Annotated in this window: 28 protein-coding genes; 15 read left to right on the top strand and 13 right to left on the bottom strand. The window is 56.7% G+C overall.

Features of this window, described 5'->3' with window-relative positions:
- The first annotated feature begins 35 nt into the window (after positions 1 to 35).
- The 4 genes from B6S09_RS04785 to B6S09_RS04770 are packed head-to-tail and all read left to right on the top strand — an operon-like array spanning position 36 to position 4,006.
- On the top strand, positions 36 to 1,022 hold the full coding sequence (locus B6S09_RS04785) for a Bug family tripartite tricarboxylate transporter substrate binding protein (protein WP_094277361.1): 987 nt from the start codon (positions 36 to 38) through the stop codon (positions 1,020 to 1,022).
- A gap of 9 nt (positions 1,023 to 1,031) precedes the next feature.
- The gene (locus tag B6S09_RS04780) at positions 1,032 to 1,466 is read left to right on the top strand and encodes a tripartite tricarboxylate transporter TctB family protein (protein ID WP_094277360.1); all 435 of its coding nucleotides are present in this window, start codon (positions 1,032 to 1,034) and stop codon (positions 1,464 to 1,466) included.
- A 3-nt stretch (positions 1,467 to 1,469) separates the two neighbouring features.
- Positions 1,470 to 2,987 carry a tripartite tricarboxylate transporter permease gene (locus B6S09_RS04775; RefSeq protein ID WP_094277359.1) on the top strand — a complete coding sequence of 506 codons (1,518 nt, stop codon included), beginning with the start codon at positions 1,470 to 1,472 and terminating at the stop codon, positions 2,985 to 2,987.
- Positions 2,984 to 4,006, top strand: a complete 1,023-nt coding sequence (locus B6S09_RS04770; RefSeq protein WP_094277358.1) for an AbrB family transcriptional regulator — start codon at positions 2,984 to 2,986, stop codon at positions 4,004 to 4,006. Before B6S09_RS04775 ends, B6S09_RS04770 begins: the two co-directional genes overlap by 4 nt.
- A 6-nt stretch (positions 4,007 to 4,012) precedes the next feature.
- Here the strand turns inward: B6S09_RS04770 and bamJ are convergent, their stop codons facing one another.
- Positions 4,013 to 4,477, bottom strand: coding sequence for a BamJ family beta-barrel-assembly machinery protein (gene bamJ, locus B6S09_RS04765; RefSeq protein WP_208321679.1), 465 nt, complete (start codon positions 4,475 to 4,477; stop codon positions 4,013 to 4,015).
- Between the two features lie 218 nt (positions 4,478 to 4,695).
- On the bottom strand, positions 4,696 to 5,997 hold the full coding sequence (tolC, locus tag B6S09_RS04760) for an outer membrane channel protein TolC (RefSeq protein ID WP_094277356.1): 1,302 nt from the start codon (positions 5,995 to 5,997) through the stop codon (positions 4,696 to 4,698).
- 220 nt (positions 5,998 to 6,217) lie between these two features.
- Here tolC and nudF point away from each other — a divergent pair, with 220 nt between their 5' ends.
- The 6 genes from nudF to parC all read left to right on the top strand — a co-directional run bounded on the left by nudF (position 6,218) and on the right by parC (position 13,311).
- On the top strand, positions 6,218 to 6,841 hold the full coding sequence (nudF, locus tag B6S09_RS04755) for an ADP-ribose diphosphatase (RefSeq protein WP_094277355.1): 624 nt from the start codon (positions 6,218 to 6,220) through the stop codon (positions 6,839 to 6,841).
- A 27-nt stretch (positions 6,842 to 6,868) separates the two neighbouring features.
- On the top strand, positions 6,869 to 7,312 hold the full coding sequence (locus tag B6S09_RS04750; RefSeq protein WP_094277354.1) for a DUF1249 domain-containing protein: 444 nt from the start codon (positions 6,869 to 6,871) through the stop codon (positions 7,310 to 7,312).
- An 8-nt stretch (positions 7,313 to 7,320) separates the two neighbouring features.
- Positions 7,321 to 8,151 carry a 3',5'-cyclic-AMP phosphodiesterase gene (gene cpdA / locus B6S09_RS04745; RefSeq protein WP_094277353.1) on the top strand — a complete coding sequence of 277 codons (831 nt, stop codon included), beginning with the start codon at positions 7,321 to 7,323 and terminating at the stop codon, positions 8,149 to 8,151.
- On the top strand, positions 8,151 to 8,723 hold the full coding sequence (locus B6S09_RS04740; RefSeq protein WP_094277352.1) for a YqiA/YcfP family alpha/beta fold hydrolase: 573 nt from the start codon (positions 8,151 to 8,153) through the stop codon (positions 8,721 to 8,723). The genes cpdA and B6S09_RS04740 overlap by 1 nt, the downstream gene beginning before the upstream one ends.
- Positions 8,724 to 9,139: 416 nt before the next feature.
- Positions 9,140 to 11,035, top strand: a complete 1,896-nt coding sequence (gene parE, locus B6S09_RS04735; protein ID WP_094277351.1) for a DNA topoisomerase IV subunit B — start codon at positions 9,140 to 9,142, stop codon at positions 11,033 to 11,035.
- A 14-nt stretch (positions 11,036 to 11,049) separates the two neighbouring features.
- A complete protein-coding gene (gene parC / locus B6S09_RS04730; protein ID WP_094277350.1) occupies positions 11,050 to 13,311 on the top strand; it encodes a DNA topoisomerase IV subunit A in 2,262 nt (753 codons plus the stop codon).
- Between the two features lie 101 nt (positions 13,312 to 13,412).
- Here parC and mutT read toward each other — a convergent pair whose 3' ends face one another.
- The 10 genes from mutT to B6S09_RS04680 are packed head-to-tail and all read right to left on the bottom strand — an operon-like array spanning position 13,413 to position 19,371.
- On the bottom strand, positions 13,413 to 13,817 hold the full coding sequence (gene mutT / locus B6S09_RS04725) for an 8-oxo-dGTP diphosphatase MutT (RefSeq protein ID WP_094277349.1): 405 nt from the start codon (positions 13,815 to 13,817) through the stop codon (positions 13,413 to 13,415).
- Positions 13,807 to 13,998, bottom strand: a complete 192-nt coding sequence (gene yacG / locus B6S09_RS04720; RefSeq protein WP_094277348.1) for a DNA gyrase inhibitor YacG — start codon at positions 13,996 to 13,998, stop codon at positions 13,807 to 13,809. Before yacG ends, mutT begins: the two co-directional genes overlap by 11 nt.
- The gene (zapD, locus tag B6S09_RS04715) at positions 13,995 to 14,729 is read right to left on the bottom strand and encodes a cell division protein ZapD (protein WP_094277347.1); all 735 of its coding nucleotides are present in this window, start codon (positions 14,727 to 14,729) and stop codon (positions 13,995 to 13,997) included. The genes yacG and zapD overlap by 4 nt, the downstream gene beginning before the upstream one ends.
- Positions 14,730 to 14,779: 50 nt before the next feature.
- Positions 14,780 to 15,925: a radical SAM family heme chaperone HemW gene (gene hemW, locus B6S09_RS04710; RefSeq protein ID WP_094277346.1), complete on the bottom strand. Its 1,146-nt coding sequence runs from the start codon at positions 15,923 to 15,925 to the stop codon at positions 14,780 to 14,782.
- Positions 15,919 to 16,524, bottom strand: a complete 606-nt coding sequence (gene rdgB, locus B6S09_RS04705) for an RdgB/HAM1 family non-canonical purine NTP pyrophosphatase (protein WP_094277345.1) — start codon at positions 16,522 to 16,524, stop codon at positions 15,919 to 15,921. The genes hemW and rdgB overlap by 7 nt, the downstream gene beginning before the upstream one ends.
- A gap of 10 nt (positions 16,525 to 16,534) precedes the next feature.
- Positions 16,535 to 16,948: a DUF4426 domain-containing protein gene (locus B6S09_RS04700; RefSeq protein ID WP_094277344.1), complete on the bottom strand. Its 414-nt coding sequence runs from the start codon at positions 16,946 to 16,948 to the stop codon at positions 16,535 to 16,537.
- Between the two features lie 35 nt (positions 16,949 to 16,983).
- Complete coding sequence (locus B6S09_RS04695; RefSeq protein WP_208321672.1) at positions 16,984 to 17,295, bottom strand: DUF167 family protein; 312 nt, start codon at positions 17,293 to 17,295, stop codon at positions 16,984 to 16,986.
- Positions 17,283 to 17,834: a YggT family protein gene (locus B6S09_RS04690; protein ID WP_094277343.1), complete on the bottom strand. Its 552-nt coding sequence runs from the start codon at positions 17,832 to 17,834 to the stop codon at positions 17,283 to 17,285. Before B6S09_RS04690 ends, B6S09_RS04695 begins: the two co-directional genes overlap by 13 nt.
- A gap of 9 nt (positions 17,835 to 17,843) precedes the next feature.
- Positions 17,844 to 18,668, bottom strand: coding sequence for a pyrroline-5-carboxylate reductase (gene proC, locus B6S09_RS04685; RefSeq protein WP_094277342.1), 825 nt, complete (start codon positions 18,666 to 18,668; stop codon positions 17,844 to 17,846).
- A gap of 10 nt (positions 18,669 to 18,678) precedes the next feature.
- On the bottom strand, positions 18,679 to 19,371 hold the full coding sequence (locus B6S09_RS04680) for a YggS family pyridoxal phosphate-dependent enzyme (protein ID WP_094277341.1): 693 nt from the start codon (positions 19,369 to 19,371) through the stop codon (positions 18,679 to 18,681).
- Between the two features lie 35 nt (positions 19,372 to 19,406).
- On the opposite strand from B6S09_RS04680, the gene B6S09_RS04675 reads away from it, so the two are divergent.
- From B6S09_RS04675 to yaaA, 3 genes are read left to right on the top strand one after another with little or no spacing between them, the layout of a single operon-like run.
- Positions 19,407 to 20,441: a type IV pilus twitching motility protein PilT gene (locus tag B6S09_RS04675; RefSeq protein ID WP_094277340.1), complete on the top strand. Its 1,035-nt coding sequence runs from the start codon at positions 19,407 to 19,409 to the stop codon at positions 20,439 to 20,441.
- Between the two features lie 23 nt (positions 20,442 to 20,464).
- Complete coding sequence (locus B6S09_RS04670) at positions 20,465 to 21,571, top strand: PilT/PilU family type 4a pilus ATPase (RefSeq protein WP_094277339.1); 1,107 nt, start codon at positions 20,465 to 20,467, stop codon at positions 21,569 to 21,571.
- A gap of 7 nt (positions 21,572 to 21,578) precedes the next feature.
- Entirely contained in the window at positions 21,579 to 22,358 is a 780-nt protein-coding gene (gene yaaA / locus B6S09_RS04665) for a peroxide stress protein YaaA (protein ID WP_094277338.1), read from the top strand.
- Between the two features lie 122 nt (positions 22,359 to 22,480).
- Here yaaA and srmB read toward each other — a convergent pair whose 3' ends face one another.
- The gene (gene srmB, locus B6S09_RS04660) at positions 22,481 to 23,782 is read right to left on the bottom strand and encodes an ATP-dependent RNA helicase SrmB (protein ID WP_094277337.1); all 1,302 of its coding nucleotides are present in this window, start codon (positions 23,780 to 23,782) and stop codon (positions 22,481 to 22,483) included.
- A 70-nt stretch (positions 23,783 to 23,852) separates the two neighbouring features.
- On the opposite strand from srmB, the gene B6S09_RS04655 reads away from it, so the two are divergent.
- On the top strand, positions 23,853 to 24,560 hold the full coding sequence (locus B6S09_RS04655) for a tRNA1(Val) (adenine(37)-N6)-methyltransferase (RefSeq protein WP_094277336.1): 708 nt from the start codon (positions 23,853 to 23,855) through the stop codon (positions 24,558 to 24,560).
- Positions 24,561 to 24,724: 164 nt separating this feature from the next.
- Entirely contained in the window at positions 24,725 to 26,029 is a 1,305-nt protein-coding gene (brnQ, locus tag B6S09_RS04650; protein ID WP_094277335.1) for a branched-chain amino acid transport system II carrier protein, read from the top strand.
- Positions 26,030 to 26,108 lie beyond the last annotated feature (79 nt).

The raw sequence follows: 26,108 nt of genomic DNA, 5'->3' as shown, positions 1-26,108 counted from the left end.
AGTGTGCCATGGAACCGTAAACAAGGAGAAACGTTATGAAGCTGCATTCCCTGACCAAAGCCCTGCTGGGGGCTGGCCTGCTGATGATGACCGGTACAGCCAGTGCCGGATTCACCCCCGACAAACCTGAATGTATTGCCCCCGCCAAGCCTGGGGGAGGTTTTGACCTGACTTGTCGCATCCTGACCACTGGCCTGGACAAGTCCGGTTTGCTGCAAGAGCCGATGCGGGTCACCTTTATGCCCGGTGGTGTAGGTGCCGTGGCCTATACCCATATGAACAGCAACCGGCGTGAAGACAATAACGCTGTGGTGGCGTTCAGCTCCGGATCTTCCCTTAACCTGGCTCTACACAAGTTTGGTCGGGAGCTGGACGTGGATGATGCTCGCTGGGTCGGTGCCATCGGTGCCGACTATGGTGCCATTATTGTCAAGGCCGATGCTCCCTGGAACAGCCTGGAAGAGCTGGCGACGGATCTGAAGGCCAACCCCAACAAGCTGGTATTTGGGGCCGGTGGTACCGTGGGCAGCCAGGACTGGATGAAGGCCGCGTTTCTGTACCGCAGCCTCGGGCTTGATCCTCGTACTATGCGCTATGTGGCCTATGAGGGAGGCGGTGATGCCATGGCGGCGGTACTTGGCAATCATATTCAGGTGTATCCGGGGGACATGTCCGAGATCAAGGGACAGCTGGATGCGGGGATCGTCAGAGTGCTGGCCGTGTTGTCACCCAAGCGGCTGGATGGTGATTTCGCGGATATTCCTACCGCTTCAGAGCAGGGCTATGACATGGAATGGCCGATCATGCGTGGTTTCTATATGGCGCCGGATGCATCTGATGAAGCGTACGATTACTGGGTGAAGCAGTTTAATGAGCTTTATCAGACCGGGGAATTTGCCGAAGTACGCGATCACCAGGGGTTATTCCCTCTGTCCATCGCCGGTGATGAATATGACGCCTATGTAAAGGCTGAAATTGAGAAATTCCAGACCCTTTCCCGTGAAATGGGACTGCTCAAATAAGGGGGCGTCATGGCGGATCGTTGTTTTTCGCTGGCGCTGATGGTGCTGGCGGTGGCCCTGGGGGCCGCCGCCTGGCAACTGGATGTGCCTTTTCAATATGAACCTGTAGGACCCAAGGCCATACCGCTGATCCTGGCGGTCTTGTTGTTTGGGACGGCGCTGTGGCTGGCTATCCGGCCTGATCGTCTGAAGCAGGCCTATACCGGTGGTTTGTTTCTGCGCCATGTACTGGTGGTGTTGTGCTTGCTGGCTTATGCCTGGTGTTTTGAATGGCTGGGATTTGTGCTGGCGACCTGGCTGGTGGGCACCATTTTTGCCCGTTTGTTTGGCCTGGGCTGGCGCGCAGCCTTGCTGTACTCCGCAATTCTTGGCGGTATGGGACATCTGCTGCTGAGCTGGCTGCTGGAGCTGAATGTGCCGGTGGGCACTATTTTTGGAGGTTGACCCATGGATGTTCTGTCTACACTGGCGAGCGGCTTTGCCGTAGCCCTGACACCCATGAACCTGGGACTGGTTCTGGCAGGTTGTTTTTTCGGTACCCTGATGGGGGCCCTGCCGGGTATTGGTCCCATCAACGGCATTGCCATTCTGCTTCCCCTGGCTTATTCCATCGGCCTGGAACCGGCTTCAGCCATTATTTTGCTGGCAGGAGTTTATTATGGAGCCGAATATGGTGGCCGTATTTCTAGTATTCTGCTGAATGTACCCGGTGATGCCGGTGCAATCATGACCACTCTGGACGGACACCCCATGGCTAAGCGAGGAGAGGGTGGCCGGGCGCTGGCGCTGTCGGCGGTATCTTCTTTCGCCGGCTCCATCGGGGCACTGATATTGCTGGTTATCTTTACCCCGCTGCTGACCCGGCTGGCAGTGACTTTTGGTCCTGCCGAGTTTGTGGCACTGATGGTGTTTGCACTGTGCTGTCTGGCATCAATGGTGGGATCTCGTCCGGTAAAAACCGTGATTGGCGCGCTTATCGGTCTGACCATGGCAACCGTGGGCGTGGACTCCGGCACCGGCGTGCTGCGTTTTACCTTTGGCATTACCAGCCTGTTCGATGGTATCGATTTTCTGGTCGTCGTGATTGGCATGTTCGCTATCAGTGAAATTCTGCTGCTGGTGGAGCATCACTACGGTGGTGGTGGCCGGCTGGAAAAAGTCAGTAAGTCTTTTGTTAAGGCGGCAGATCTGGTGCAAGTACGTTGGACCGTGCTGCGCTCTACCCTGATTGGCTTTGTGATTGGCGTACTGCCTGGTACCGGTGCTTCTGTCGCCAGTGCCGTGGCCTACGGTACAGAAAAGCGTCTGGCCGGTGAGCATAATGAGTTTGGCCAGGGAGACGTACGTGGTCTGGCTGCCCCGGAGGCGGCCAACAACTCGGCAGCAGTCGGATCCATGGTTCCCATGCTGACGCTGGGTATTCCCGGTTCGGGAACCACCGCCATTCTGTTGGGTGCCTTGCTGCTGTTCGATGTGACCCCGGGTCCTCTGCTGTTTACTCAGAAACCCGACATTGCCTGGGGACTGATCGCCTCCATGTTCGTAGGTAACATTGCCCTGCTGATCATGAACCTGCCTCTGGTCGGAGTGTTTGTACGTATGCTGAGCGTGCGTCAGGCCTACCTGGTACCAGTGATCGTCATGCTGACATTTGTAGGCATCTACTCCATTCATGGGGCCAGCTTCGATCTGTTCTTCATGATACTGCTGGGCGTCTTTGGGTTTCTGCTGCGTAAACTGGGCTTTTCCCTGGCACCGGTGATCCTCGGTCTGGTACTGGGGGAGGTGCTGGAAGACAACCTGCGCCGAGCTTTGTCCATCAGCGCTGGTGACTGGAGCATATTGTTCGGAAACGGCGTGACCCTGACGTTGTGGGGCCTGAGCGTGCTGGTGCTGGTGTTGCCGCTGATGATGAGCCGTCGCCGACGGTCAGCCCGGCAGGAACAGCCGGCTGCCAAGGCATGAGCACCTGGCTGCGCACGGTGTTGCTGGGCGCAGCCGGAGGAGGGCTGGCCCATTGGGCCGGTTTTCCTTCCGACTGGCTGTTGGGTGCCATGCTGGCGGTTGCCGGGGCGGTATTGCTGGGGGTGAACGTTGCCTTGCCCCGGTGGCTGCTTCCGCTGATTCAGGCTTGCCTGGGTGTTGCCGTAGGGCTGCGTCTGGACTTACATTTACCAGGCCCCTCCTCACTGCTAATCAGTGTGGCGGGGCTTTTACTGTGTCTGGCCACGCAAATTCCTCTGGGGCAATACTTGCTGTGCCGGCTGGGCTGGTCCCGGCAGGAGGCTGCCATGGGTTCATCGCCCGGTGCTCTGTCGGTCATGGCGGCGCTGGCGACTCAACTCGATAATCCCATTCGTGTGATTCTATCGCAAACGGTACGCGTGATTGCTCTGGTAGGCTCGGTCAGTGTTGCCATGGTACTGGAATGGGTGCCATTGGCACCAGAGCCTGCGAAGCTGACGCTGTCTGCGCCTGCTTCTCTGGCTTTGGTTGTGTTGGCCTGGGGCGGTGGTCATCTGCTGGAATGGTTGCGGGTGCCGGCCAGTCACATTCTTTCCGGCGTGTTGGTGGCTGGCATCTGTGCTGCCTGGCTGGGGGAGTCAATATTGCCGGTGGATGGGCTTATTCCGGCAAGTATGGTATTGCTGGGAGCACTGGTGGGCAGCCGGTTACGGCCCTTACCGGCGCGAGAAATGGCCGCCTTGCTGGCTGCGGGCTTGCTGGTCAGTCTGTCGAGTTCACTGGTGTCGCTATTATGGGCGTGGCTGGTAGCCTGGTGGCTTGAGCTGCCTGTGTTTCAGGTATGGCTGGCTTACGCACCGGGAGCGGTGGAAGCCATGATTTACCTGGCACTGGTCACCGGGCTTGAACCATCATGGGTCATCTTTCACCATGTATTGCGCATTATACTGTTGGGGGGCATTGCCGGATGGTTAATGCGCCGGGCCGGTATGGCCGCACCCGGCACTGAGAGCCGTTGACGGCGATCAGTTGATCTTGAACAGTTCTACGTCAAAAATCAGCACGGAGCCAGGCGGTATGGTGCCGACATCGCGGTTGCCGTAGGCCAGACTGGCGGGAATGAAAAAGCGGGTTTTCTCGCCTTCCACCATCAGCTGCAGGCCTTCGGTCCAGCCTTTAATGACCTGCTTGAGGCCAAACTGTATGGTTTCTCCCCGTGCGACCGAGCTGTCGAAGACGGTGCCGTCAAGCAGGGTGCCATGATAGTGCACGGTGACCTTGTCACTGGCTTTGGGATGGACAGTGCCGGTGCCTTCCTGCAGGACCATATACTGCAGGCCGGAAGCCGTGGTTTTTACCCCTTCCTGCTGTTTGTTTCCGGCCAGAAAGGCGTCACCTTTTTCTATGTTTTCGGCGGCGGCCTGTTTGTTGCCTTGTGAGCGATAAAAAAACAGCACGACCAGTGCCACCAGGGCGATGCCCAGAATCATTTTAAACACGTCAGTTCCTTATTTGGTGCGGAATACAAGGGAAGATAAGGCCTAAGCCTTTCTTTATCAAAGTCTTTCCCAAGAGCCATCGGCTTATTCAGTTCTATCGTCACCTCCGCGAAGGCGGAGGTCCATGACATATCGCATAGGACTCCCACCTTCGTGGGAGTGACGACAGGTTAGGCTGGAAAGGAGAAGACCGAGCCTTCCCCTTTTGATCAACGTTGCAGGCCGTTGTTGATGTCGGTCAGATCCTGTTCGGTGAGGTTGCCGGCGGCCTGCTTGAGCTGCAACTGATTGATAATGTAGTTGTAGCGGGCAGACGACAGCTTTTGTTTGGCATCATACAGCTGGCGGGTGGCGTTGAGTACGTCCACGATGGTGCGGGTGCCTACCTCATAGCCGGCTTCGGTGGCACTGAGCGCGCTTTCTGCGGAGACAACCAGCTGTTCAAAAGCCCGAATGGAGCCAAGTGCGCCGGTAACATCGTTGTAGGAAGAGTAGACACTGCTTTGTACTGAACGGAAGCTCTTTTCCAGCAACTCGCTCGCTGCGACATAGTTATATTGCGCCTGGCTGACCTGAGAGCTGGTGGCACCGCCGGAGTAAATAGGTAGATTAAAGGAAACACCAATGGTGCCTTCATTAAGGGTGCCATCGCCCTGGTTGGCATTTTTATAATCACTGTGAGTGCTGTTGAGGCCGGCATTTAAATCCAGCGTAGGGAGGTGGCCAGTCTGTGCCAGATCAATTTGTTCATTGGCGATGTCTTTGTTAATCCGCTGGCCGTGCAGCTCCAGGTTTTGTTCCAGGGCTATCTCCAGCCAGCCATCGGCCCGCAGGACCGGTGCCTGGGGGCTGAAGCTGTCGGTGTTGAGAGGGGCCAGCTGGTCGTAGCTCATGCCGGTCAGCTCTCGCAGCGCTTCCTTGCTGTTATCGAGAGCATTGCGGGCAATAATTTCATCAGCCAGCGCCTGGTCATACTGAGCCTGGGCTTCATGGACGTCGGTCATGGCGCTCAGGCCCACTTCAAAGCGCTGTTTGGTTTGCTCCAGCTGGCGGCTTACCGCTTCTTTGTTGGATTGCACAAAGCTCAGGGCGTCTTCGGCATTCAGCACATTAAAATAGGCCTGAGTAGCACGTACAATCAGTAGTTGCTGAATCTGCTTATAACTCACTTCACTCAGGGCTGCCTGCTTTTCGGTAATATTGAGGTTTACCCAGTTCGATTTGCGGTAAAGCGCCTGATTCAGGTTGACGCCGGCATTGGTGAAAGTACCGGTCCGCTGATCGTCGCGGTTGCTCTGGGTATAGTTGGCTCCGGCACTTAAATCGACCTGTGGCAGCAGGGAAGCGCGGGATTCGTTGATTTTTTCAAAGGCGGCATCGCGGCGCGCCTTGGCCTCGCGTACCTGAGGATCGTTTTGTGTGGCCTGCTGATAAATTTCCAGCAGGTTTTCGGCCTGGGCCGGGCCTGCGGTACACAGTAGTACCAGGGTCGACAACAGTGTTTTTTTCATGAATGGGCCTTGTATAGCGAGTTGAGCCATGATGCCCGACACATGCAGGCAGTCGGTTTTCGTCTGTTCAGTATAACGGTAACATGAGTATTATTAATCCGGCATGGCGGTTTTGAATGAGCCGGCTGGTTTTAATATCATATTGCAAGAGAATGAACGTTCATTCACTAAGGCGTTTCAGTCTAATTTTTGCCGCCGGAATGTCAAGCAAGGAGCAAGCATGAGTAACAACAAAAATGCCCGTTTTGGGCGGCAGGATATGCAGATTGTGGCCGAAGAGAATGGCTATAAAGGCTTTTTTCGCTTACTGAAGGTCCGCTTGCGTCATCGCCTGTTTGCTGGGGGCTGGGGGCCAGAGTTAACCCGGGAGTTGTTTGACCGGGGTCATGCAGCGGCGGTATTACCCTACGACCCGGTACGAGATGAAGTGGTGCTGGTGGAGCAGTTCAGGGTGGGGGCCATACATCATGGTGACAGCCCCTGGCTGCTGGAAGTGGTGGCTGGCATAGTGGAAAACGGTGAGTCGGAAGAAGCCGTGGTGCGCCGTGAGGCGCAGGAAGAGGCTGGGCTGACCCTGGGCCGGCTGACCCGGGCCATGAGTTACTTTTCCAGTCCGGGCGGCTGTAGTGAGCGCATCACCGTGTTTGTGGGGGAAGTGGATGCCACACAGGCAGCGACGTATGCGGGCTTGTCGGGTGAAGGTGAAGATATTCGGGTGCACTGTTTGCCAAGGGCGCAGGCGATGCAATGGCTGGCGGATGGTAGAATAGATAACGCTGCCAGTGTGATTGCCTTGCAGTGGCTGGCGCTGAACCGGAAATCCGGACTGTGGCCGCAGAAGTAATCATGCCGAGGAGGAGAGGAAGAAAAGTTGATTTCTGTTAGTACCCGTAACAAGCATGTGCCTGATCTTAAGGGATTACAGCGTACCTGCGACACCAACTATATGGCACTGATGAAACTGTTGCCCCATGAAGCGCGGGAGGGAGAGATCCTGTCGGTGGGCATCAGTGAGCAGGTGTTGTTTGTATTGCGGGTACTGGAAACCGCTCCTTACACCTGGCATGTGTCTATCGAGCAGTGTACTCCCGGCTTGCCGGTGTTTATGCGCATGAAGGTGCGGGTGCGGCTCTATCACGATGTACGAATGGCCGAAGTGTGTTCCAGTCAACAGATTTCGGCCCTGCAGCCGAGTTATGATTACCCCAATAAAAACATGCATCACCGTAACGAAAAGGAACAGGTAAATTTCTTTCTGGCCGAATGGCTGAGATGTTGCCTGCAACACGGATTCAGCACGGTTAAACAGCTTTGAGCGAGGCAATGACGCTTTCCACTCTCCCTCTCGGCAGCCATGCCGCCAGCGGCGTAATTGAGCTTTCCCAGATCACCGACACTCACTTGTTTGCCAGTATCGATGGCGACTTGCTGGGTGTGCCTACCTGGCACAGCTGCCGGGCGGTGGTGAATGCCATGAAGGAAGAGATGACAGGCTGCGACGGCATTCTGGCTACCGGTGATTTGTCTCAGGATCAAAGTGCCTTATCTTACCGCCATTTTGTTGCCATGATGGCAGAGCTGGCACCGCCGGTGTTCTGGCTGCCGGGCAACCATGATGAAGCTCCCGTGATGCAGGCGGAGCTGGATGCTGCCGGCATCAGTCAGGCCAAACATTTGCTGGGCGAGCACTGGCAGGTGCTGTTACTTGACTCGCAGGCGCAGGGTGAAACCTGTGGCCGGCTGAGTGATGGCCAACTGGCCATGCTGGATGAGGCCATCGACACCTATCCGCATCACCATTTGCTGGTGGCGGTCCATCATCAGGCTGTGCCGGTGGGCTGTGCCTGGCTGGATCAGCATAATCTGCGCAACGCCGACGTGCTGCAGTCCCGGTTGGAACGCCACTGTGCCAGCAAAGTAGTGTTGTGCGGTCATGTACATCAGGGCTTTGATGAAGTGAGGCAAGGCGTTCGTTATCTGGCCAGCCCGTCTACCTGCATTCAGTTTAAGCCGCTGTCAGACGAGTTTGCCCTGGACCATACCGCACCGGGCTGGCGGCAATTATCGCTTTATCCCGATGGCCGGCTCAGTACCCGCGTCTGGCGATTGCCTCCCGATGCATTTGTGCCCGACTTCAGTGCCAGAGGATATTGATGATGGCGACCCTGCTCTATCTGCACGGCTTTAATTCGTCTCCCAACTCTATTAAGGCCCGGCTGATGCAGGAGCATCTGGCGCAGTACCGGCCTGATATTGAGTTGGTGTGTCCTCAGCTGGCGTCTACACCGGCCGCCGCCTGGGCTCAGATTGCGTCTATTTGTGACCAACTGAACACGCCCTTCGGAGTGGTGGGCTCGTCTCTCGGAGGCTTCTGGGCTACCCGGGTGGCTGAGCATTACGGCATGCGCGCGGTGGTGGTCAACCCGGCGGTGAATCCCCATATTTTGCTGGCCGACTGGCTGGGTGAGCAGGAAAACCCTTACACCCATGAACGCTATGTGCTGACCTCGCGACATATGACCGAGCTGGCGGATTTGCGCATCAACGAGCCAAGCTGCCTGGAGCGCATCTGGCTGTTGCAACAGCAGGACGATGAAGTGCTCGACTACCGGGAAGCCCTCGATTATTACCGCTTTGCCCGGGTATGCATTCAAAAGGGAGGCGATCACTCTTTTATCGGCTTTGAGCATTACTGCGCTCAGGTTATTCGCTTTCTCCAGCTGTAATCCGCTCTCGCTTCCACACTTTACGTGGGATGCATATCACCAGTAACCTGAAATTTGCGTAAAGCGAAGCAGCAGCGTGGTTGCACTCCGCCGACACGCTTCGGTGAATGCCACTCACTAAAAATTCCTGCTGCGAACATACTCAATGTTCGATCAGATATTTTTACGTCCGATGGGCGCTCGTCAAATGTCATCCCTGACATTTGACGGTCGGCTTCGGCAGTCCCCACCTGCTGCTTCTAGCGACACCGGTACTTTCTGTCAGATACCTCCGACAATGGGCACTTGCTTGCAGACGGCTTTTACTTTGCACCATTTCTGCACACACTCTGTTTCCGGCTGTTTTTCTTCCTTCTTCCAGCAATGGGCTTCGAGTAGTAAGATCCGGTCATAATCCCTGATTACCGAAGGTCAACATGACATCGAGTCAATATACTGCCGACGCCATTGAGGTACTCAATGGCCTGGAGCCGGTGCGTCGTCGTCCCGGCATGTATACGGACACTGCCCGCCCCAACCACCTTGGCCAGGAAGTTATCGACAACAGCGTGGATGAAGCCCTGGCTGGCCATGCCCGCAAGGTAGAGGTGATCCTGCATGAGGATCAGTCGCTCGAGGTGATCGACGACGGCCGCGGCATGCCGGTGGATATTCACCCAGAGGAAGGTATCTCCGGGGTGGAGCTGATCTTCAGCAAGCTGCATGCCGGCGGCAAGTTCTCCAACAAGAACTACCAGTTCTCCGGCGGCCTGCACGGGGTGGGTATTTCCGTGGTTAACGCCCTGAGTACCAGGGTGGATGTGACCGTGCGCCGCAGTGGCCAGGTGTTTGAAATGGCCTTTGAACACGGTAATAAGGTAAGTGAACTCACCGTGACCGGTACTTGCGGCCAGCGTAACACCGGCACCCGGGTGCGGTTCTGGCCCGATGCCTCCTATTTTGACTCCCCCCGCTTTTCCGCCACCCGGCTCAAGCACCTGCTGCGGGCCAAGGCCGTGCTGTGTCCGGGGCTAACCATTCGCTTCGATGACAAGGCCAATAACGAGTCGCTGGAGTGGTGTTATGAGGATGGTCTGAAAGATTATCTGATTGAGGCGGTGAAAGATTTCCCCTGCTTGCCGGAAACACCTTTTACCGGCAGTTTTTCGGCGGAGCATTCGGCGGCGGACTGGGCCCTGTGCTGGTTGCCTGAAGGCGGTGAAACCCTGGGAGAAAGCTACGTTAACCTGATCCCCACGGCGCAGGGAGGAACGCATGTCAACGGCCTGCGTCAGGGTCTGCTCGACGCCATGCGTGAGTTCTGTGAATTCCGTAACCTGTTGCCGCGGGGCGTCAAGTTGACTCCGGATGATATCTGGGAGCGCTGCGCCTATATCCTCTCGGTGAAGATTCAGGATCCCCAGTTTGCCGGACAGACCAAAGAACGGCTGTCGTCCCGCCAGTGCGCGGCCTTTGTCTCCGGTGTGGTGAAGGACGCCTTCAGCCTGTGGCTGAACCAGCACATTGAGCTGGCCGAGCAGCTGGCTGAGCTGTGTATCAGCAGTGCCCAGCGGCGTCTGCGTCAGGCCAAGAAAGTGGTGCGCAAAAAAGTGACCCAGGGCCCGGCGCTGCCCGGTAAGCTGACCGACTGTGCCTGCTCTGATCCCATGCAGGGCGAGCTGTTTCTGGTGGAAGGGGATTCGGCCGGCGGCAGCGCCAAGCAGGCCCGGGACCGGGAATTCCAGGCCATCATGCCGCTGCGCGGCAAGATCCTGAACACCTGGGAAGTCGAGTCCGGCCAGGTACTGGCGTCCCAGGAAGTGCACGACATTTCGGTGGCCATCGGTCTGGATCCGGACTCGGATGATTTATCCGGTCTGCGTTACGGCAAGATTTGTATCCTCGCCGATGCCGACTCTGACGGTCTGCATATCGCGACTCTGCTGTGCGCCCTGTTCGTGCGCCACTTCAGGCACCTGGTGGCGGCGGGGCATGTGTTTGTGGCCATGCCACCGCTGTATCGCATTGATGTGGGCAAGGAAGTGTTCTATGCCCTCGACGAAGACGAGCGCGACGGCGTACTGGAGCGCATTCGTGCCGAGAAGAAAAAGGGCAAGGTACAAGTGACCCGCTTTAAAGGTCTTGGTGAAATGAACCCCAAGCAGTTGCGGGAAACCACGCTCGATCCCAACACCCGCCGGCTGGTGCAATTGACGGTAGAAGATGCCGAGGCCACCGAAAAGCTGATGGACATGCTGCTGGCCAAAAAGCGTTCCGGCGATCGCCGGGAATGGCTGGAAACCAAGGGCAACATGGTCGACCCCCTAGCCTGAGGATATAAAACAATATGAATCAAGATTTTACCATGGAAGGGGTGGAGCGCCTGCCGCTGCACACCTTTACCGAGCAGGCCTATCTGAACTACTCCATGTACGTAATCATGGACCGGGCCCTGCCGCATATCGGCGACGGTCTCAAGCCGGTACAGCGCCGTATTATCTACGCCATGAGCGAACTGGGGCTGTCGGCCCTGTCCAAACACAAAAAGTCGGCCCGTACCGTGGGCGACGTGCTGGGTAAGTATCACCCGCACGGTGATTCTGCCTGTTACGAGGCCATGGTACTGATGGCCCAGCCCTTCTCCTACCGTTATCCGCTGGTAGACGGCCAGGGCAACTGGGGGGCTCCGGACGATCCCAAGTCGTTCGCCGCCATGCGTTATACCGAGGCGCGGTTGTCGCGCTTCTCCGAGCTGCTGCTGTCCGAGCTAGGCCAGGGCACGGTGGAATGGATCCCCAACTTCGACGGCACCATGAAGGAGCCGCGCATGCTGCCGGCCCGGCTGCCGCACATACTGCTCAATGGGGTTACCGGTATCGCCGTGGGCATGGCTACCGACATTCCGCCTCACAACGCGCGTGAGCTGGCCAACGCCTGTGTGCACCTGCTGGACAACCCCAAGGCCACGGTGAGCGAGCTGATGACCCATGTGGCCGGCCCCGATTACCCGACCCGGGCCGAGATCATCACTCCCAGAGCCGATATTCAGAAGATTTACGAAACCGGCAAGGGCAGCATCAAAATGCGCGCCGTCTACCAAATGGAGCAGGGCGACATAGTAATAACGGCGCTGCCGCATCAGGCCAGCGGTGCCAAGATCCTGGAGCAGATCGCCGGCCAGATGCAGGCCAAGAAGCTGCCTATGGTGGCGGATCTGCGGGATGAGTCGGATCACGAAAACCCGACCCGTCTGGTGATCATTCCCCGATCCAACCGGGTGGATGTAGAGCAGCTGATGCAGCACTTGTTTGCCAGCACGGATCTGGAGAAGAACTACCGGGTCAATCTTAACATGCTGGGGTTGGATAACCGGCCTCAGGTGAAGACGCTGGACCGGATCCTGTCCGAATGGCTGCAGTTCCGCCGGGAAACCGTGCGCAACCGGTTGCAGCACCGGCTCGACAAGGTCGAGGCCCGGCTGCATATTCTGGCCGGCCTGCTGATCGCCTTCCTCAACATTGATGAGGTGATCCACATTATTCGTACCGAGGACGAGCCCAAGCCGGTGCTGATGGAGCGTTTCGGGCTGACCGAAATTCAGGCCGAAGCCATTCTTGAGCTGAAACTGCGCCACCTGGCCAAGCTTGAGGAAATGAAGATCCGCGGCGAGCAGGACGATCTGGCTGCCGAGCGCGACAAGCTGGCGCAGCTTCTTGGTTCCGAGCGTCGCCTCAGCACCCTGCTCAAGAAAGAGATCCTGGCCGACGCCGACAAATACGGTGACGATCGCCGCTCTCCGCTGGTGGAGCGAGAAGAAGCCAAGGCATTGAGCGAAAAAGAGTTGATCCCCAGCGAGCCTGTCACCATAGTACTGTCGGAAAAAGGCTGGATCCGCTCCGCCAAGGGCGTTGATGTGGACGGTGCCGGGCTCAGCTACAAGGCTGGCGATGGTTTCCTTGATGCTGCGCCCGGACGCAGTAACCAGATGGCGGTGTTCCTGTCTAATACCGGCCGTGCCTATGGCCTGGACGCTCACAGCCTGCCCTCAGCCCGGGGCCAGGGCGAGCCGCTTACCGGCCGCTGCAGCCTGAGCCCGGGCGAGCAGGCCCGTTTTGTGCTCACCGGCGAGGAAGAACGGCTCTATTTGCTGGCCTCCGATGCCGGTTACGGCTTTGTCTGCCGCTACGGTGACATGGTAAGCCGCAACAAAAATGGCAAGGCGTTGTTGACGGTGCCCGCCGGTGGCGAAGTACTGAAACCGGTACCGGTGTCTCAGGCGGATGCGGGGTTATGCCTGGTGGTTACCAACGAGGGGCGGATGTTGTTGTTCCCGCTGAAAGACCTGCCGATGCTAGCCAAAGGTAAGGGGAACAAGCTGATTGGTATTACCGGTGCCAAGGTGCAGGCCCGGGAAGACTTCGTCAAGCAGCTGGCGGTAGTGCCGGACGGTGCCAGTGTCACCCTGCATGCGGGCAAGCGCAAACTTACCCTGAAACCTGCCGATCTGGCGCATTATCAGGGTGAGCGTGGTCGCCGGGGGGCTCTGTTGCCGCGGGGGCTGCAACGGGTGGACAGCCTGGAAGTTGAGCCAGTACCAGCGGACAGCTAGCAGTAAAAAACCGGGCCTGTAAGCCCGGTTTTTTGTATTTATCGCTCTGGCGAGTGAGGTATCTGGTCAGAGTGTGCCTGTGCGCTGTGATGTAAGCGCCGTCATTCACCCTGCAGTTTTGCCACTATCGGGCTGTTGGCGGCAGGAAAGTCGTAGCCGGACAGCTCGCTTACCGGCACCCAGCGGCTGGGCTGACCTTCGCGGCCGTGGGGCTCGCCGGTGAAGGCGGTGACCTTGCGAATGTCGAGGGTGACCTGCTTGTCACCGTAGTCATGCTCTATACGCATAAAGGGCGCGCAGTCGCTCACCTGAATGCCGATTTCCTCTTCCAGTTCCCGGGCCAGTGCCTGGGGCACGGTTTCACCATCTTCCACCTTGCCGCCGGGAAATTCCCATTTGAACGCCTGATGCTGGCTTTCGCCACGACGGCAGACAAAAATGTCGCCGGCGGCGTTTTCAATCACGCCGACCGCGACCAGCACCGCTTTCTTTGTGTCAGTACTCATTTTCGCCGTCCTGTTCGGGCAGCCAGGCGGGCTCGCCGGGAATGCGTTTTTCTTCATCTGCCCATTCTCCCAGATCAATCAGCTGACAACGTTTGCTGCAAAAGGGACGAAAGGGGCTGTGTTCCCCCCACTCCACGGCAGAGCCGCAGGTGGGGCAGGGGACTGTGGTGATCTTGCTCATTTGATATTCGCCAGTTCGAAGTCGATATTGCCGGTTTCGGTGTTGCCTACCGGCATAAAACGAATGGTAAAACGGTATTTGTTGCCGCTGACTACCGGATATACCGGCAGCTCGGCTGGCAGGCGCAGCCGGATCATATCAGTTTGCTCGGCACTATCCTGAAAAAAACCGGCATTGGCTTTCTGAGGGACAAACTGGCAGCTTTCCCGCCACAGGGTCAGCTGCAGATCCAGGCCCTCCTGTAGCAGGCTGAGCTGGCTTACCCAGTTATCCAGATCCTGCTGCTGGCGTTCGGCAGGCTGATTCAGCCAGTGATGCAGCTGAGGCACATCAAAGGAGCAGAGGCCGCCGGGAATGGCAAAGCGGCTGCGTACCGAAGAGAGCAACTTGTCTTCGCGCAACGTCTGACCCAAACGGGCACTGCGGGGTAACTGCTGGCTGATGGAGGTCAGCTTCCGGGAAAATTGTTGCAGGGCGGCGGCATCAACGCCGGGCACCTGTGACCAGGCTTCCAGCTTGTGGTTATGCTGATCCAGATCTTTGGCCAGATCGGTACGCACATCGCAACGTTCCAGCAACTCAAGGGCATCGAGCAGGGCCTTGAATAACGCCGTGGCCTGGCCGGGGGCCTGGAGTCCCCGGCACTGGGCTATTTGTTGCAGCAGTTCATTCAGCCGCAGATAGTTACGGCACTTTTCATTTAGAGGGAATTCATAAACCAGTGATGACATAACCTGCCTGGCCTTTGGTTAGCGGCAATCATGCAGCAAGTGTACCTGCTTCACTCCTCAAGAAACAAATCGAGCAAACGGTTAAGAAAGCGTCGTCCCAGAGCGGTAACCTGCCAGTGAGCACCTGTGTCCTGCAGCAGCTCCAGGCGCAGGGCCTCGGCAAGTGGGGCTTGCAGCTGTTCCAGAGGCTGGCCGGTGAGGGCGGTGAAGTCGGCCTTGGGAATGGGCTCGAACAGTCTGAGCCGGTTCATAAAATATTCCAGCGACAGATCCTGCGTTTCTATGTGCCAGTGCCGATCCAGGTAAGGTCGCTCCGGATCCAGGTATCCGCGGGGGTGTTTGACCTTGACGGTGCGCAATATACGTCCCTGCAGCGGCAGCGTCATCTTGCCGTGAGCACCGCAGCCAATGCCGAGGTAATCGCCAAAACGCCAGTAGTTGAGATTGTGCCTGGCTTCAAAGCCCGGTTTGGCGTAGGCGGAAACTTCATACTGTTTATAGCCCCGGGACAGCAGCAACTGGTGACCACGCTCATAAATGTCTGCCAGGGTATCGTCTTCCGGCAGTGACGGCGGGCGCGAGGCAAAGGGCGTATTGGGCTCGATGGTGAGCTGGTACCAGGACAGATGCGGCGGTGCCAGCGCCAGTGCCTGCTCCAGATCATACAGGGCATCAGCAAGGCTTTGTCCGGGCAGGCCGTGCATCAGATCAATGTTGAAACTGTTCAGCCCCACACTGGCGGCTTCTGTTGCGGCAAAACGGGCCTGATCGGGGTCGTGAATACGGCCCAGGCGTTTAAGCTTGTCGGCCTGAAAGCTTTGTACGCCAATGGAGATACGGTTGACGCCGGCCTGGCGAAAGCCGCCGAAACGGCCGGCTTCCACTGTGCCCGGATTAGCCTCCAGGGTGATTTCAATGTCGTCTTCAAAGGGCAGGCGCTCCCGCACCCCGACCAGCAGCCGGCCGATGGCTTCAGGGCTCAGCAGGCTGGGAGTACCACCGCCGATAAAGATACTGTGCAGCTTGCGTCCTTGGGCAAAGTGTACATCGGCATCCATATCCTGCAGCAGGGCATCAACATATTCCTGCTCGGGAATGCCCTCTTTCAGGGCATGAGAGTTAAAGTCGCAATAAGGGCACTTCTGCACACACCAGGGAATGTGTATATAGAGACTCAGCGGTGGCAGTGTCAGCATTGATGGGCTTCTTGCAGCAGTTGCTGCAGCTGGTGCAGGGCGCTGGCTCTGTGACTGTGGCGGTTTTTTTCTGCCGGGGTCAGTTCGGCTGCCGTTTTGCCGGCTTCCGGCACCCGGAACACCGGATCGTAGCCAAAGCCATGTTCTCCCTGGGGTACTGTAGTTATCTCGCCTTGCCAGCGACCGGTGCAGATAAGCGGGGTGGGATCATCGGCATGGCGCATATACACCAGCACGCACCAGAAGGTAGCCTGGCGGGCATCGGCGTGGACGTCCTGCATCTGCTCCAGCAGTAATTCCAGGTTCTGCCTGTCGCTGGCATCCGGGCCTGCAAAGCGGGCAGAGTATACGCCGGGACGGCCACCAAGGGCATCAACGGCCAGGCCGGAGTCGTCGGCAATGGCCGGCAGGCCGGTCACCTGCGCAGCATGGCGGGCCTTAATAATGGCATTTTCCACAAAGGTGGTACCGGTTTCATCGGCGTCGGACACACCCAGCTCGGTTTGCGGCACCACGCTCATGCCCAGTCCGCCGAGCAGGCTTTGCAGTTCGGCAACTTTTTTGGCGTTACCGGAGGCCAGAACAATTTTTTGGGTCACGGCTTTAAACTTATTCGGTGTAGAAAGTATGGCGAAAACTCAGCTCGCCTCCCTGGGTGGGGCTGCTGATATCGATGGTAAACAACACATTGTCTTCATTGCGGTAGGGGTACTGGGCAATGTAATAAATGGACTCTCCTTCCCGGATGGTCTGAAACTCCAGCTGACGCACGTTGCCCAGCAGGTTTTTGCCTTGTCCCCGCAAGGCAACCTGCACCGATTTGCCATCGGCATCAAGCACGGCAATATTCAGTAAGCCGTTATAGCGGCTGCGTTCCAGGTTGTTGCTTTGCGCCACCTCAGGGGAAATAAAGGTGGAAGGGAAGGCACTGTAGTGTACCGTCCAGTCCCCGATGCGGGTTTCCTCGGCCGAGGCCTGAAACGCGAACATCATGGCCAGTGCGGTGATAATTGATTTAAACATAACGATTCCTTTACCAGTCGCTCTCAATAATTAGTTTAGGATGCCTTGCCGAGGAGTTCCGCCAGTGCCGGCGGAATTTGGCCCGGCTGTTCAATCACAATACGTTTATGGCGGCTGTTGTCGCCCGCCACCAGCGCCACCCCGGATCTGGCCACGCCGCATTGCTTGGCCAGCCATTTCAGCAGGTGGGCATTGGCTTTGCCGTCTACCGGGGGGGCGGTAATGGCAACTTTGAGCTCATCACCATGCAGGCCGAGAAAAGCATCCCGGCTTGCCCTGGGTTGCAAATAAAGGCTTAGATAAAGCCGTTGTTGTTCAAGGCGGACCGCTCCGGTCACAGCTGCCACCACAGCGCGCCGAACAAATCTCCCATCAGCCAGTTCAGTGCCTGCAGACCAATAAAGGCAATCAGAATACTCAGATCAAGCCCGCCCATGGGCGGAATAATGCGACGCAGCGGGGCCAGCAGGGGCTCGGTCAGCTGATACATAACATATTCAATCTGGCTGCGGCCCTGGCTCACCCAGCTTAACAAGGCTCGGATAATCAGAATCCAGAACAGCATGACGCCGGCCTTTTTAAGCACGGTGATCACACCGACCAGCAGCAGGATACTCCAGTCGGCGACAAAGACATTAATCAGCTTCAACAGGAAAAACTTGACCGTGGCGACCACCAGGGCCAGCAATACCGCCGCCATGTCGATACCAAAAAAGCCGGGGATCACCCGCCGTAGGGGTTTGAGCGGCGGGTTGGTGGCTTTAACCACAAACTGACTGAAAGGGTTATAAAAATCGGCCCGTACCAGCTGCAGCCAGATACGCAGCAGCACCACCATCAGGTAAAGATCGAAAACAGTATTGATCAGATAATAAGCAGTGTTCATGGTGTGTCCTTAAAGCTGGCTTTCCAGTTCCCGGGCCCGGTTTACGGCGGCGGTCATGGCGTCTGCAACCAGGCGCTCAAGTCCGTTGTCGTTAAAGCTGCGAATGGCTTCGGCGGTAGTGCCGCCTTTGGACGTCACCTGTTCACGCAGCTGTGAAATGGAAAGCTGCGGGTTGGCTGCCACCATATTGGCCGCTCCCAGTGCGGTTTGCTGCACCAGCAGGCGGGCCTCTTCGGCAGAAAAGCCACTTTGTTCCGCCTGTTTGGCCATGGCTTCCATAAACAGGAAAAAATAGGCCGGTGCACTGCCGGCAGTAGCAATCACCTGGTTAATGCCATCTTCTTCTGCTACCCACAGCGCCTTGCCTGCGGCTTCCATCATGCTCTGGCAGTAATCCCGATCGGCCCGGGTAATATGGGCATGAGCGTAAAGACCGGTCATGCCCAGCCCCAGCAAAGAGGGGGTATTGGGCATGGTGCGGATAATCCGCTTATGGCCACCGGTCATTGCTTCCAGCCGGTTGAGACTGATACCGGCTGCAATGGATATCAGCAGCTTGCCGTCAAGCTCTGCGCCTGCGTTCAGCAGCTCCTCCAGCATGGAGGCCATCATCTGGGGTTTCACTGCCAGCACAATGACTTCGGCCTGAGTGACGGCCTCCAGATTATTTTGTGTGGCAGTAATGCCAAAGTCTGCCACCAGGGCATCCAGCTTGGGCCGGGACGGGTTGGCGGCAATAATATTGTTGGCCGGGTAGCCAGAGCGGATCAGCCCGGAGATGAGGCTGCGGGACATGTTACCTGCGCCGATAAAAGCGAGTTTTCTGTGTTCCATCAATGATCACTCAAGGGTTGCGGGAGCCAAAAATGGCTGTGCCCACCCGTACCAGGGTAGAGCCACAGGCCACTGCCAGTTCCAGATCGTTGCTCATCCCCATGGACAGTGTGTCCATTTGAGGATGTTTTTTTTGCATTCTATCAAAGAGATGCTGCAACTCTAGTAATTGTGCCCGTAAGGCTTCGGAATTGTCGGTTGCCTCCGGAATGGCCATCAGACCGCGCAGGCACAGGTTGGGTAACCGGACGACATCATTGGCCAGGGTTTCGGCCTCAGAAGGGGATATTCCGGACTTGCTGGCTTCACCGCTGACATTGACCTGAAGGCAGATATTAAGCGGGCGCATATGGGGTGAGCGCTGATCATTGAGGCGCTGAGCAATCTTCAGACGGTCCACGGTCTGCACCCAGTCGAAATGCTCAGCCACCAGTCGGGTTTTGTTGGACTGCAGCGGCCCGATAAGGTGCCAGACAATATCGGGGCAGGATGTTTTGAGGGCGATAATTTTATCTACTGCTTCCTGGACATAGTTTTCGCCAAAGCTGTGCTGGCCGGCGACCCAGGCGGCTTCTACGTCTTTGGCCGGCCTGGTTTTACTGACTGCCAGCAGGGCGATATCCCGGGAGGCCCGGCCGGCTTTGCCGGCGGCATTGTCGATGCGGATGTGAACATTTTGTAAATGCTGTGCAATAGTACTCATATTAATAATTCAAAACTCAGGCGACGGGGAATTATATGGATATTACGGAGTTACTGGCCTTCAGTGTAAAGCATAATGCCTCGGATCTGCATCTCTCTTCCGGTGTTCAGCCGTTGTTGCGGGTAGACGGCGATATTCGCAAAATTAATTTACCCGCGCTGGATCAGCGGGAAGTACACCGGCTGGTGTACGACATAATGAATGATCAACAGCGCAAAGAGCTGGAAGAGAATTTTGAAGTCGATTTTTCTGTTGAGCTGCCGGGGCTGGCGCGCTTTCGGGTCAATGCTTATCACCAGGCCCGGGGAACCGCGGCGGTCTTTCGGGTGATTCCCAATGAAATGTGGACCCTGGAGCAGCTGGGCGGGCCAGACGTGTTTGAGCAGATTGCCGGATACTCCCGTGGCCTGGTGCTGGTGACCGGTCCCACCGGTTCAGGGAAATCCACCACCCTGACGGCCATGGTCAATCATATTAACAATAATTTTAATAAACACATTCTGACCATTGAGGACCCCATCGAATTTGTGCACGACAATAACAAGTGCCTGGTGAGCCAGCGGGAAGTACATCGGGATACGCATTCTTTCAGCAATGCCCTTCGCTCGGCTCTGCGGGAAGATCCCGACATTATTCTGGTGGGGGAGCTGCGGGATCTTGAAACCATCCGGCTGGCCCTGACGGCTGCGGAAACCGGCCATCTGGTGTTTGGTACTTTGCATACCTCGTCAGCAGCCAAGACCATTGACCGTATCATTGATGTGTTTCCCGGTGCCGAAAAAGACATGGTGCGTTCCATGCTGTCGGAGTCGCTGCGGGCGGTGATCTCCCAGCACCTGCTGAAGAAAATCAACGGTGGCCGGGTGTCGGCTTATGAAGTCATGCTGGGGACGCCGGCCATTCGCAACCTGATCCGGGAAGACAAGGTGGCCCAGATGTACTCGGTGATCCAGACCGGAATGGCGCATGGGATGCAGACCATGGATCAGTCTCTCAAGCGGCTGGTGGCCAGCGGCCTGGTGGCTCCTGCTGAAGCCCGTATCAAGGCGGTGGATCCCCAGGGTATCTGAGTGTTGCTCGCAGCGGAGGGACAATGAAGCTGACCACACTACTGGGCCATATGTGTGCGAACAAGGCCTCGGATATGTATATCTCTGTGGGTATTGCGCCCACCATCAAAACCCAGGGAAAACTGATGCCGCTGGGTGAGCAACGGCTGACCAAAGAGCAGGCGCTGGCGCTGGTGGAGTCTGCTATGAGCGGTGATATCCGGACGCGCTGGCACCAGCATAAAGAAGCCAACTTCGCTATTTATGATGATGAACACGGCCGCTTCCGGGTCAGCGCGTTCTGGCAGCAAGATAATGCAGGCATGGTACTCAGACGTATCGAGAGCCATATTCCAGCCTTTGAGGAGCTGCACCTGCCGGAGGTATTACGCGAGGTTGCGATGACCCGGCGTGGCCTGGTGTTGTTTGTAGGGGGCACCGGGACAGGCAAATCCACCACTCAGGCCGCCATGATCGGCCACCGTAATCGTCACGCCGCCGGCCATATTCTCACCATTGAAGATCCGGTGGAATTTGTGCATCAGCATGAGCGGTCAATTATTACCCAGCGGGAGGTGGGCATCGACACCGAGTCGTTCGATGCGGCGCTGAAAAATTCGTTGCGTCAGGCTCCGGATGTCATCCTGATTGGTGAAATCCGTTCGGAAAAGGTGATGGAATATGCGCTGTCGTTTGCCGAAACCGGTCATTTGTGCATGGCGACCCTGCATGCCAGCAACGCCAACCAGGCGATAGACCGCATTATGCACCTAGTACCAGAGAGCAAGCACCGACAGTTGTTGTTTGAATTGTCGTTAAACCTGAAAGCGATTGTGGCTCAGCAACTGGTCCCCACCCGGCAAGGTGCTCAGCGTCGGGCGGTTTTTGAAATATTGCTCAACACCCCGCTGGTTGCAGATGTGCTGCGTCAGGGGGAAATTCACCGGCTTAAGGAAATCATGAGCAAGTCTCATGAGGCTGGCATGCAAACCTTTGATCAGGCGTTGTTTGACCTCTACAGCCGGCAGCATATAGGCTACAGCGAAGCGCTGGCCTATGCCGATTCCCCCAACGACCTGCGGCTGATGATCAAGTTGCAGGGCGGCGGGCTCGACTCGGGCCTGTTCGATAATGTAACCATTGAATCCTGAGGATTGTATGCTGATAGTGGTGTCCCCTGCCAAGACCCTGGACTACGACACGCCGCCGGTGGTGGCCGATTTTACGCAACCTGAGCTGCTGCAGCATTCGGCCGAGCTGATTGAGCGGGCCCGGGAGTTGACGCCGGCAGACATTGGTAAACTGATGAAGATCAGCGACAAGCTGGCCGGCCTCAATGCCGCCCGTTTTGCCGACTGGCAGCCTGAGTTCACCCCCGGGAATGCCAAACAGGCGCTGCTGGCCTTTAAAGGGGATGTCTATACCGGTCTGGATGCAGAGACGCTGAGCAAAGAGGACTTTGCCTTCGCGCAAGTGCACCTGCGTATGTTGTCAGGTCTGTACGGCGTGCTGCGCCCGCTGGATCTGATGCAGCCCTACCGGCTGGAAATGGGCACCCGGCTTGATAACGCCCGCGGTAAAGATCTGTACACATTCTGGGGGAATATCATTACCGATGTCCTCAACCACGCGATGGCAGAGCAGGGAGATAACGTACTGATTAATCTGGCTTCCAATGAGTATTTCAAAGCGGTAAAACCGGCCCGGCTGGAAGGCCAGGTAGTGACGCCGGTATTCCAGGACTGTAAAAATGGTCAGTACAAAATTATCAGCTTCTATGCAAAAAAGGCACGAGGCATGATGGCCCGCTATATCATTGAAAAACGGCTCACCGAGGTCAGCCAGCTGACTGCCTTTGATACTGCTGGTTATTATTTTGTGGAAGAAGAATCCAGTGCCACCGAGCTGGTGTTCCGGCGGGAAGAGCAAACTGCCTGAAAAAAAAGTAAAAGAGCGGGAACCTTTCGGTTATTGCCGCTCTCTATAAGGGTGTGTCTACTGTCTTTTACGAATTCCCTTTTTGACTCTCTTTGTTTTAACCGGCCTGCAGGCCGGTTTTTTTATGCCTCTTCACGGCCTGGCTTGTCTTTCAGCCAGCGGGGCTGGCCCTTGGCCTTTTTATCGCGCAGGCGGGATTTCTTTTTGGGCTGGGTGGTTTTCTTGCCCTTGCCCCCGGCATCCTTCTTCTTGCGCACAGTGACCGCCGCTTCCTTGTGTTTGGGGCGCAGCTCGTCAATGATCCGGCGCTTGAGTTTCTGCTCGGTATAGCGCTCAACCTTGACCACCATGGGCATATCGTGGGCTTCCACCAGACTGATGGCAATGCCTTTTCGTCCGGCCCGGCCGGTGCGGCCGATGCGGTGCACGTAGACATCGGCGGTGCGGGGCATGTCGAAGTTAATCACATGGCTGACTTCGGGCAGGTCAATGCCCCGGGCGGCGACGTCGGTCGCCACCAGAATGTTGACCTTGCCGTTGCGGAAGCGGCGCAGTGCTTCAAAACGCTTGTCCTGATCCATTTCACCGCGCAGCCAGGCGTTATCCAGCCCTTCCTGCTGCAGCCGGCTTGCCAGCTCCATCAGCCGGTCACGGGTTTTCACAAACACGATGCTGCGGGAGGCATCGGGCTGGCGCAGCAGATGCAATAACAGGGCAAATTTGTGTTCGGGATCGTCGGCCAGGTGCAGCCACTGATTGATTTTCTTGCGCTCACTGCGGGGCGGCTCGGCGGACAGCTCCACCGGCTCCTTGAGGATATCGGCGGCAAACTTCATCAGGCCGCGACCTTCCAGGGTGGCGGAAAACAGCATGGTCTGGCGACGCCAGCGGGCTTCGGCGGCAATGCGGTCCACGTCCTGAATAAAGCCCATGTCGAGCATGCGATCAGCTTCGTCCAGGATCAGCATTTCAATATCGCGGCTGTCGAACGATTCTTCGTCGATATATTGCAGCAGACGGCCGGGGGTAGCGACCACAATATCGGTGGTTTTGGTCAGCGCCGGCAGGTGCTTTTCGGCATTCACGCCACCGGTAATGGTTTCAACCCGCAGCTCGGTTTCCTTCAGCAGGGCCTTGGCGTCATCAGCAATCTGCTTGGCCAGTTCGCGGGTGGGAGTGAGCACCAGGACCCGGGCCGGGCCAGCCTGACGACGGGGAAAGTCGAGCAAGTGCTGACAGGCAGGCAGCAAAAAGGAAGCGGTCTTTCCGGTACCGGTGGGGGCCGAGGCCATAATGTCCCGGCCGTTCATGGCTTCGGGTATGACCTGGCTCTGAATGGTGGTGGGTCTGGCATAGCCCATGCGGGCCAGAGCGCGAACCAGAATGGGGTCCAGCTCCAGTTGCTCAAAGGTCATACTGCTCATGTTCAATTCCGTCAACCAAAATGGCCGGTTATTATAGGCGAACTTCCATCAAAATACTCTCGGGATCGCCATGGCCGGCCAGGGTTTTACATTTAAACAATTTCACGTCAATCACGACCGTTGTGCCATGAAGGTAGGTACCGACGGGATTTTGCTCGGGGCCTGGGCTCCAGTGCCTCAGACGGGCCGCATGCTGGATGTCGGCACCGGTACCGGACTGGTGGCGCTGATGCTGGCCCAGCGTAGCGGTGAGGGAACATACATTACCGGGCTGGAGCTGGATCCGGCGGCGGCCGCTCAGGCGGAAGACAATGTGGCGGCTTCTCCCTGGGGTGAGCGTATAGGGGTAACACAGGGGGCTCTGCAGCAGTTTGATGATGACACTTTTGATCTGATTGTCTCCAACCCGCCTTATTTCTCCCCCGGACAGCGTTTTGACTGCGCTGCCCGGGCCAGTGCCCGTCATGGAGGCAGTCTGAGTCTGCAGGAGTTATTCGTGCATTGTTGCCGTTTGCTGAGTGAAAAGGGGCAGTTATGCCTGGTGTTGCCCTGGCAGGCCTACAGCGAAGCGTTATTACTGGCAGACTCAAATGCCCTGTATCTGCAGGAGCAGCAGTCAGTGATCACGAAAGAAGGAAAAACGCCTACTCGTTTTTTATTGCGGTTTAGCAGGATCAAAAACTGCGTAATTAAAGATAATATTGTCATAAATACTGTTGATGGTAACTATGGCGACATATACAAAGGTATGGTCTCGCCCTTCTACCTTAAGATGTAAATTTTGTATTGAAGATAGTTTTCACATCATTATGCTACTGCTCAGCTCAGGCGCTGCCAGTTTTTAGTATTTTACAAACCTTAAACGGCAGCGCATCGTTTTGTTCAATTAGTTAGTTTCCAAACGAAACTTTCGCTATGCGCGTTGACGCAACGAGGTTTGTCTTGAAAAAGTCACTGTCTACTTTCGATGTTATGGGCCTCGGGTTCATGACATTTGCCTTCTTTTTGGGAGCAGGAAACATCATCTTCCCGCCTCTGGCAGGTTTTCTGGCCGGTGAAAACATGACCAGTGCCATGTTGGGTTTCCTGACTACTGCTGTGGGCCTGCCCCTGGCGGGGCTGGTTGCCGCGGCGTTGGCCGGTGGCGGCCTGCCGGTAATGGGACGCTTTTTACCACCGGTGATCATCACCCTGATGGGCAGCGCCATTTTTATTATTATCGGCCCTGCCTTTGCGGCACCCCGTACCGGACTGGTGGCTTATGAAATGGGTGTTAAACCCTTTCTTGAGAACCCGGGGCAGGCTGCTCTGACCCTGTATACCCTGGTCTTTTTTGGTGTGGCCTTACTGTTGTCTCTGAGCCAGGGCCGTTTGCTTGAGGCGGTCGGCAAGTTGCTGACGCCGTTACTGCTGATCCTGCTGGTCGCCCTGGCCATTGCGGTGTTTGTAAACCCTCAAGGGACGCAGCCGGCGGTAACCGAGGCCTATATGGCCAAGCCTTTTGTGAAAGGTTTTATTGAAGGCTACAACACCATGGATACCTTTGCGTCTTTGTTGTTTGCCATGCTGATCCTGGATGTGCTGCGCAAGAAAGGAGTGACTGAGACCCGCGCTCAGTCCCGTTATTTGATGGTGGCCGCGCTGATTGCTGCTGCAGGCCTGGGATTTGTATATATCTCGCTGTTTGTACTGGGCGGTACCAGCCAGGGAGTAGTGATGGAAGCCAGCAATGGTGGTGAGATCATCAGCGCCTATGTACTGTCGTTGTTTGGTGAGCCGGGCCTGCTGATTTTGTCGGCAATTGTTACTCTGGCTTGTCTGACCACAGCGGTGGGACTGGTCTCTTCCTGTGCAGATTATTTTCACAACCTCACTGGCAAGGGCAGTTACAAGTCCTGGGTAGTGCTGATTGCCGCTGCCTGTATGCTGGTGGCCAATGTGGGCTTGAATACCCTGATTAGTGTGTCGATTCCGATTCTGGTGGCGCTCTATCCGGTTGCGATTGCGCTGGTAGTGGCTACTTTCCTGCGCCCACTGATGCGTGCCCCTGTGTTTGCCTTCCGGCTGATTATGGGTGTTGCCTTTGTGTTCGGCCTGCTGGATGGCATGCAGGCAGCCGGCCTGGATATGAGTATGCTCAACTTTCTGCCGCTGTCTGGTGTGGGCATGGCCTGGGCTCTGCCCACCGGCATTGCTGCCCTGGTTGGCTTGATCGCTGGTGCCCGGACAGCCCCTGCGACCGCCTGAACGACGCGGGAAGAACAAGCAAAAGCGGCCAGCAGGCCGCTTTTTTTATATACACTGAAAAGAGGTATAACCGGGGAGG

This window comes from Oceanimonas baumannii, assembly GCF_002245495.1.
Taxonomy (GTDB): Bacteria; Pseudomonadota; Gammaproteobacteria; order Enterobacterales; family Aeromonadaceae; genus Oceanimonas; species Oceanimonas baumannii.
The sequence above is the reverse complement of the archived record's forward strand: the minus strand, read 5'-3'. Positions and strand labels throughout refer to the sequence as shown.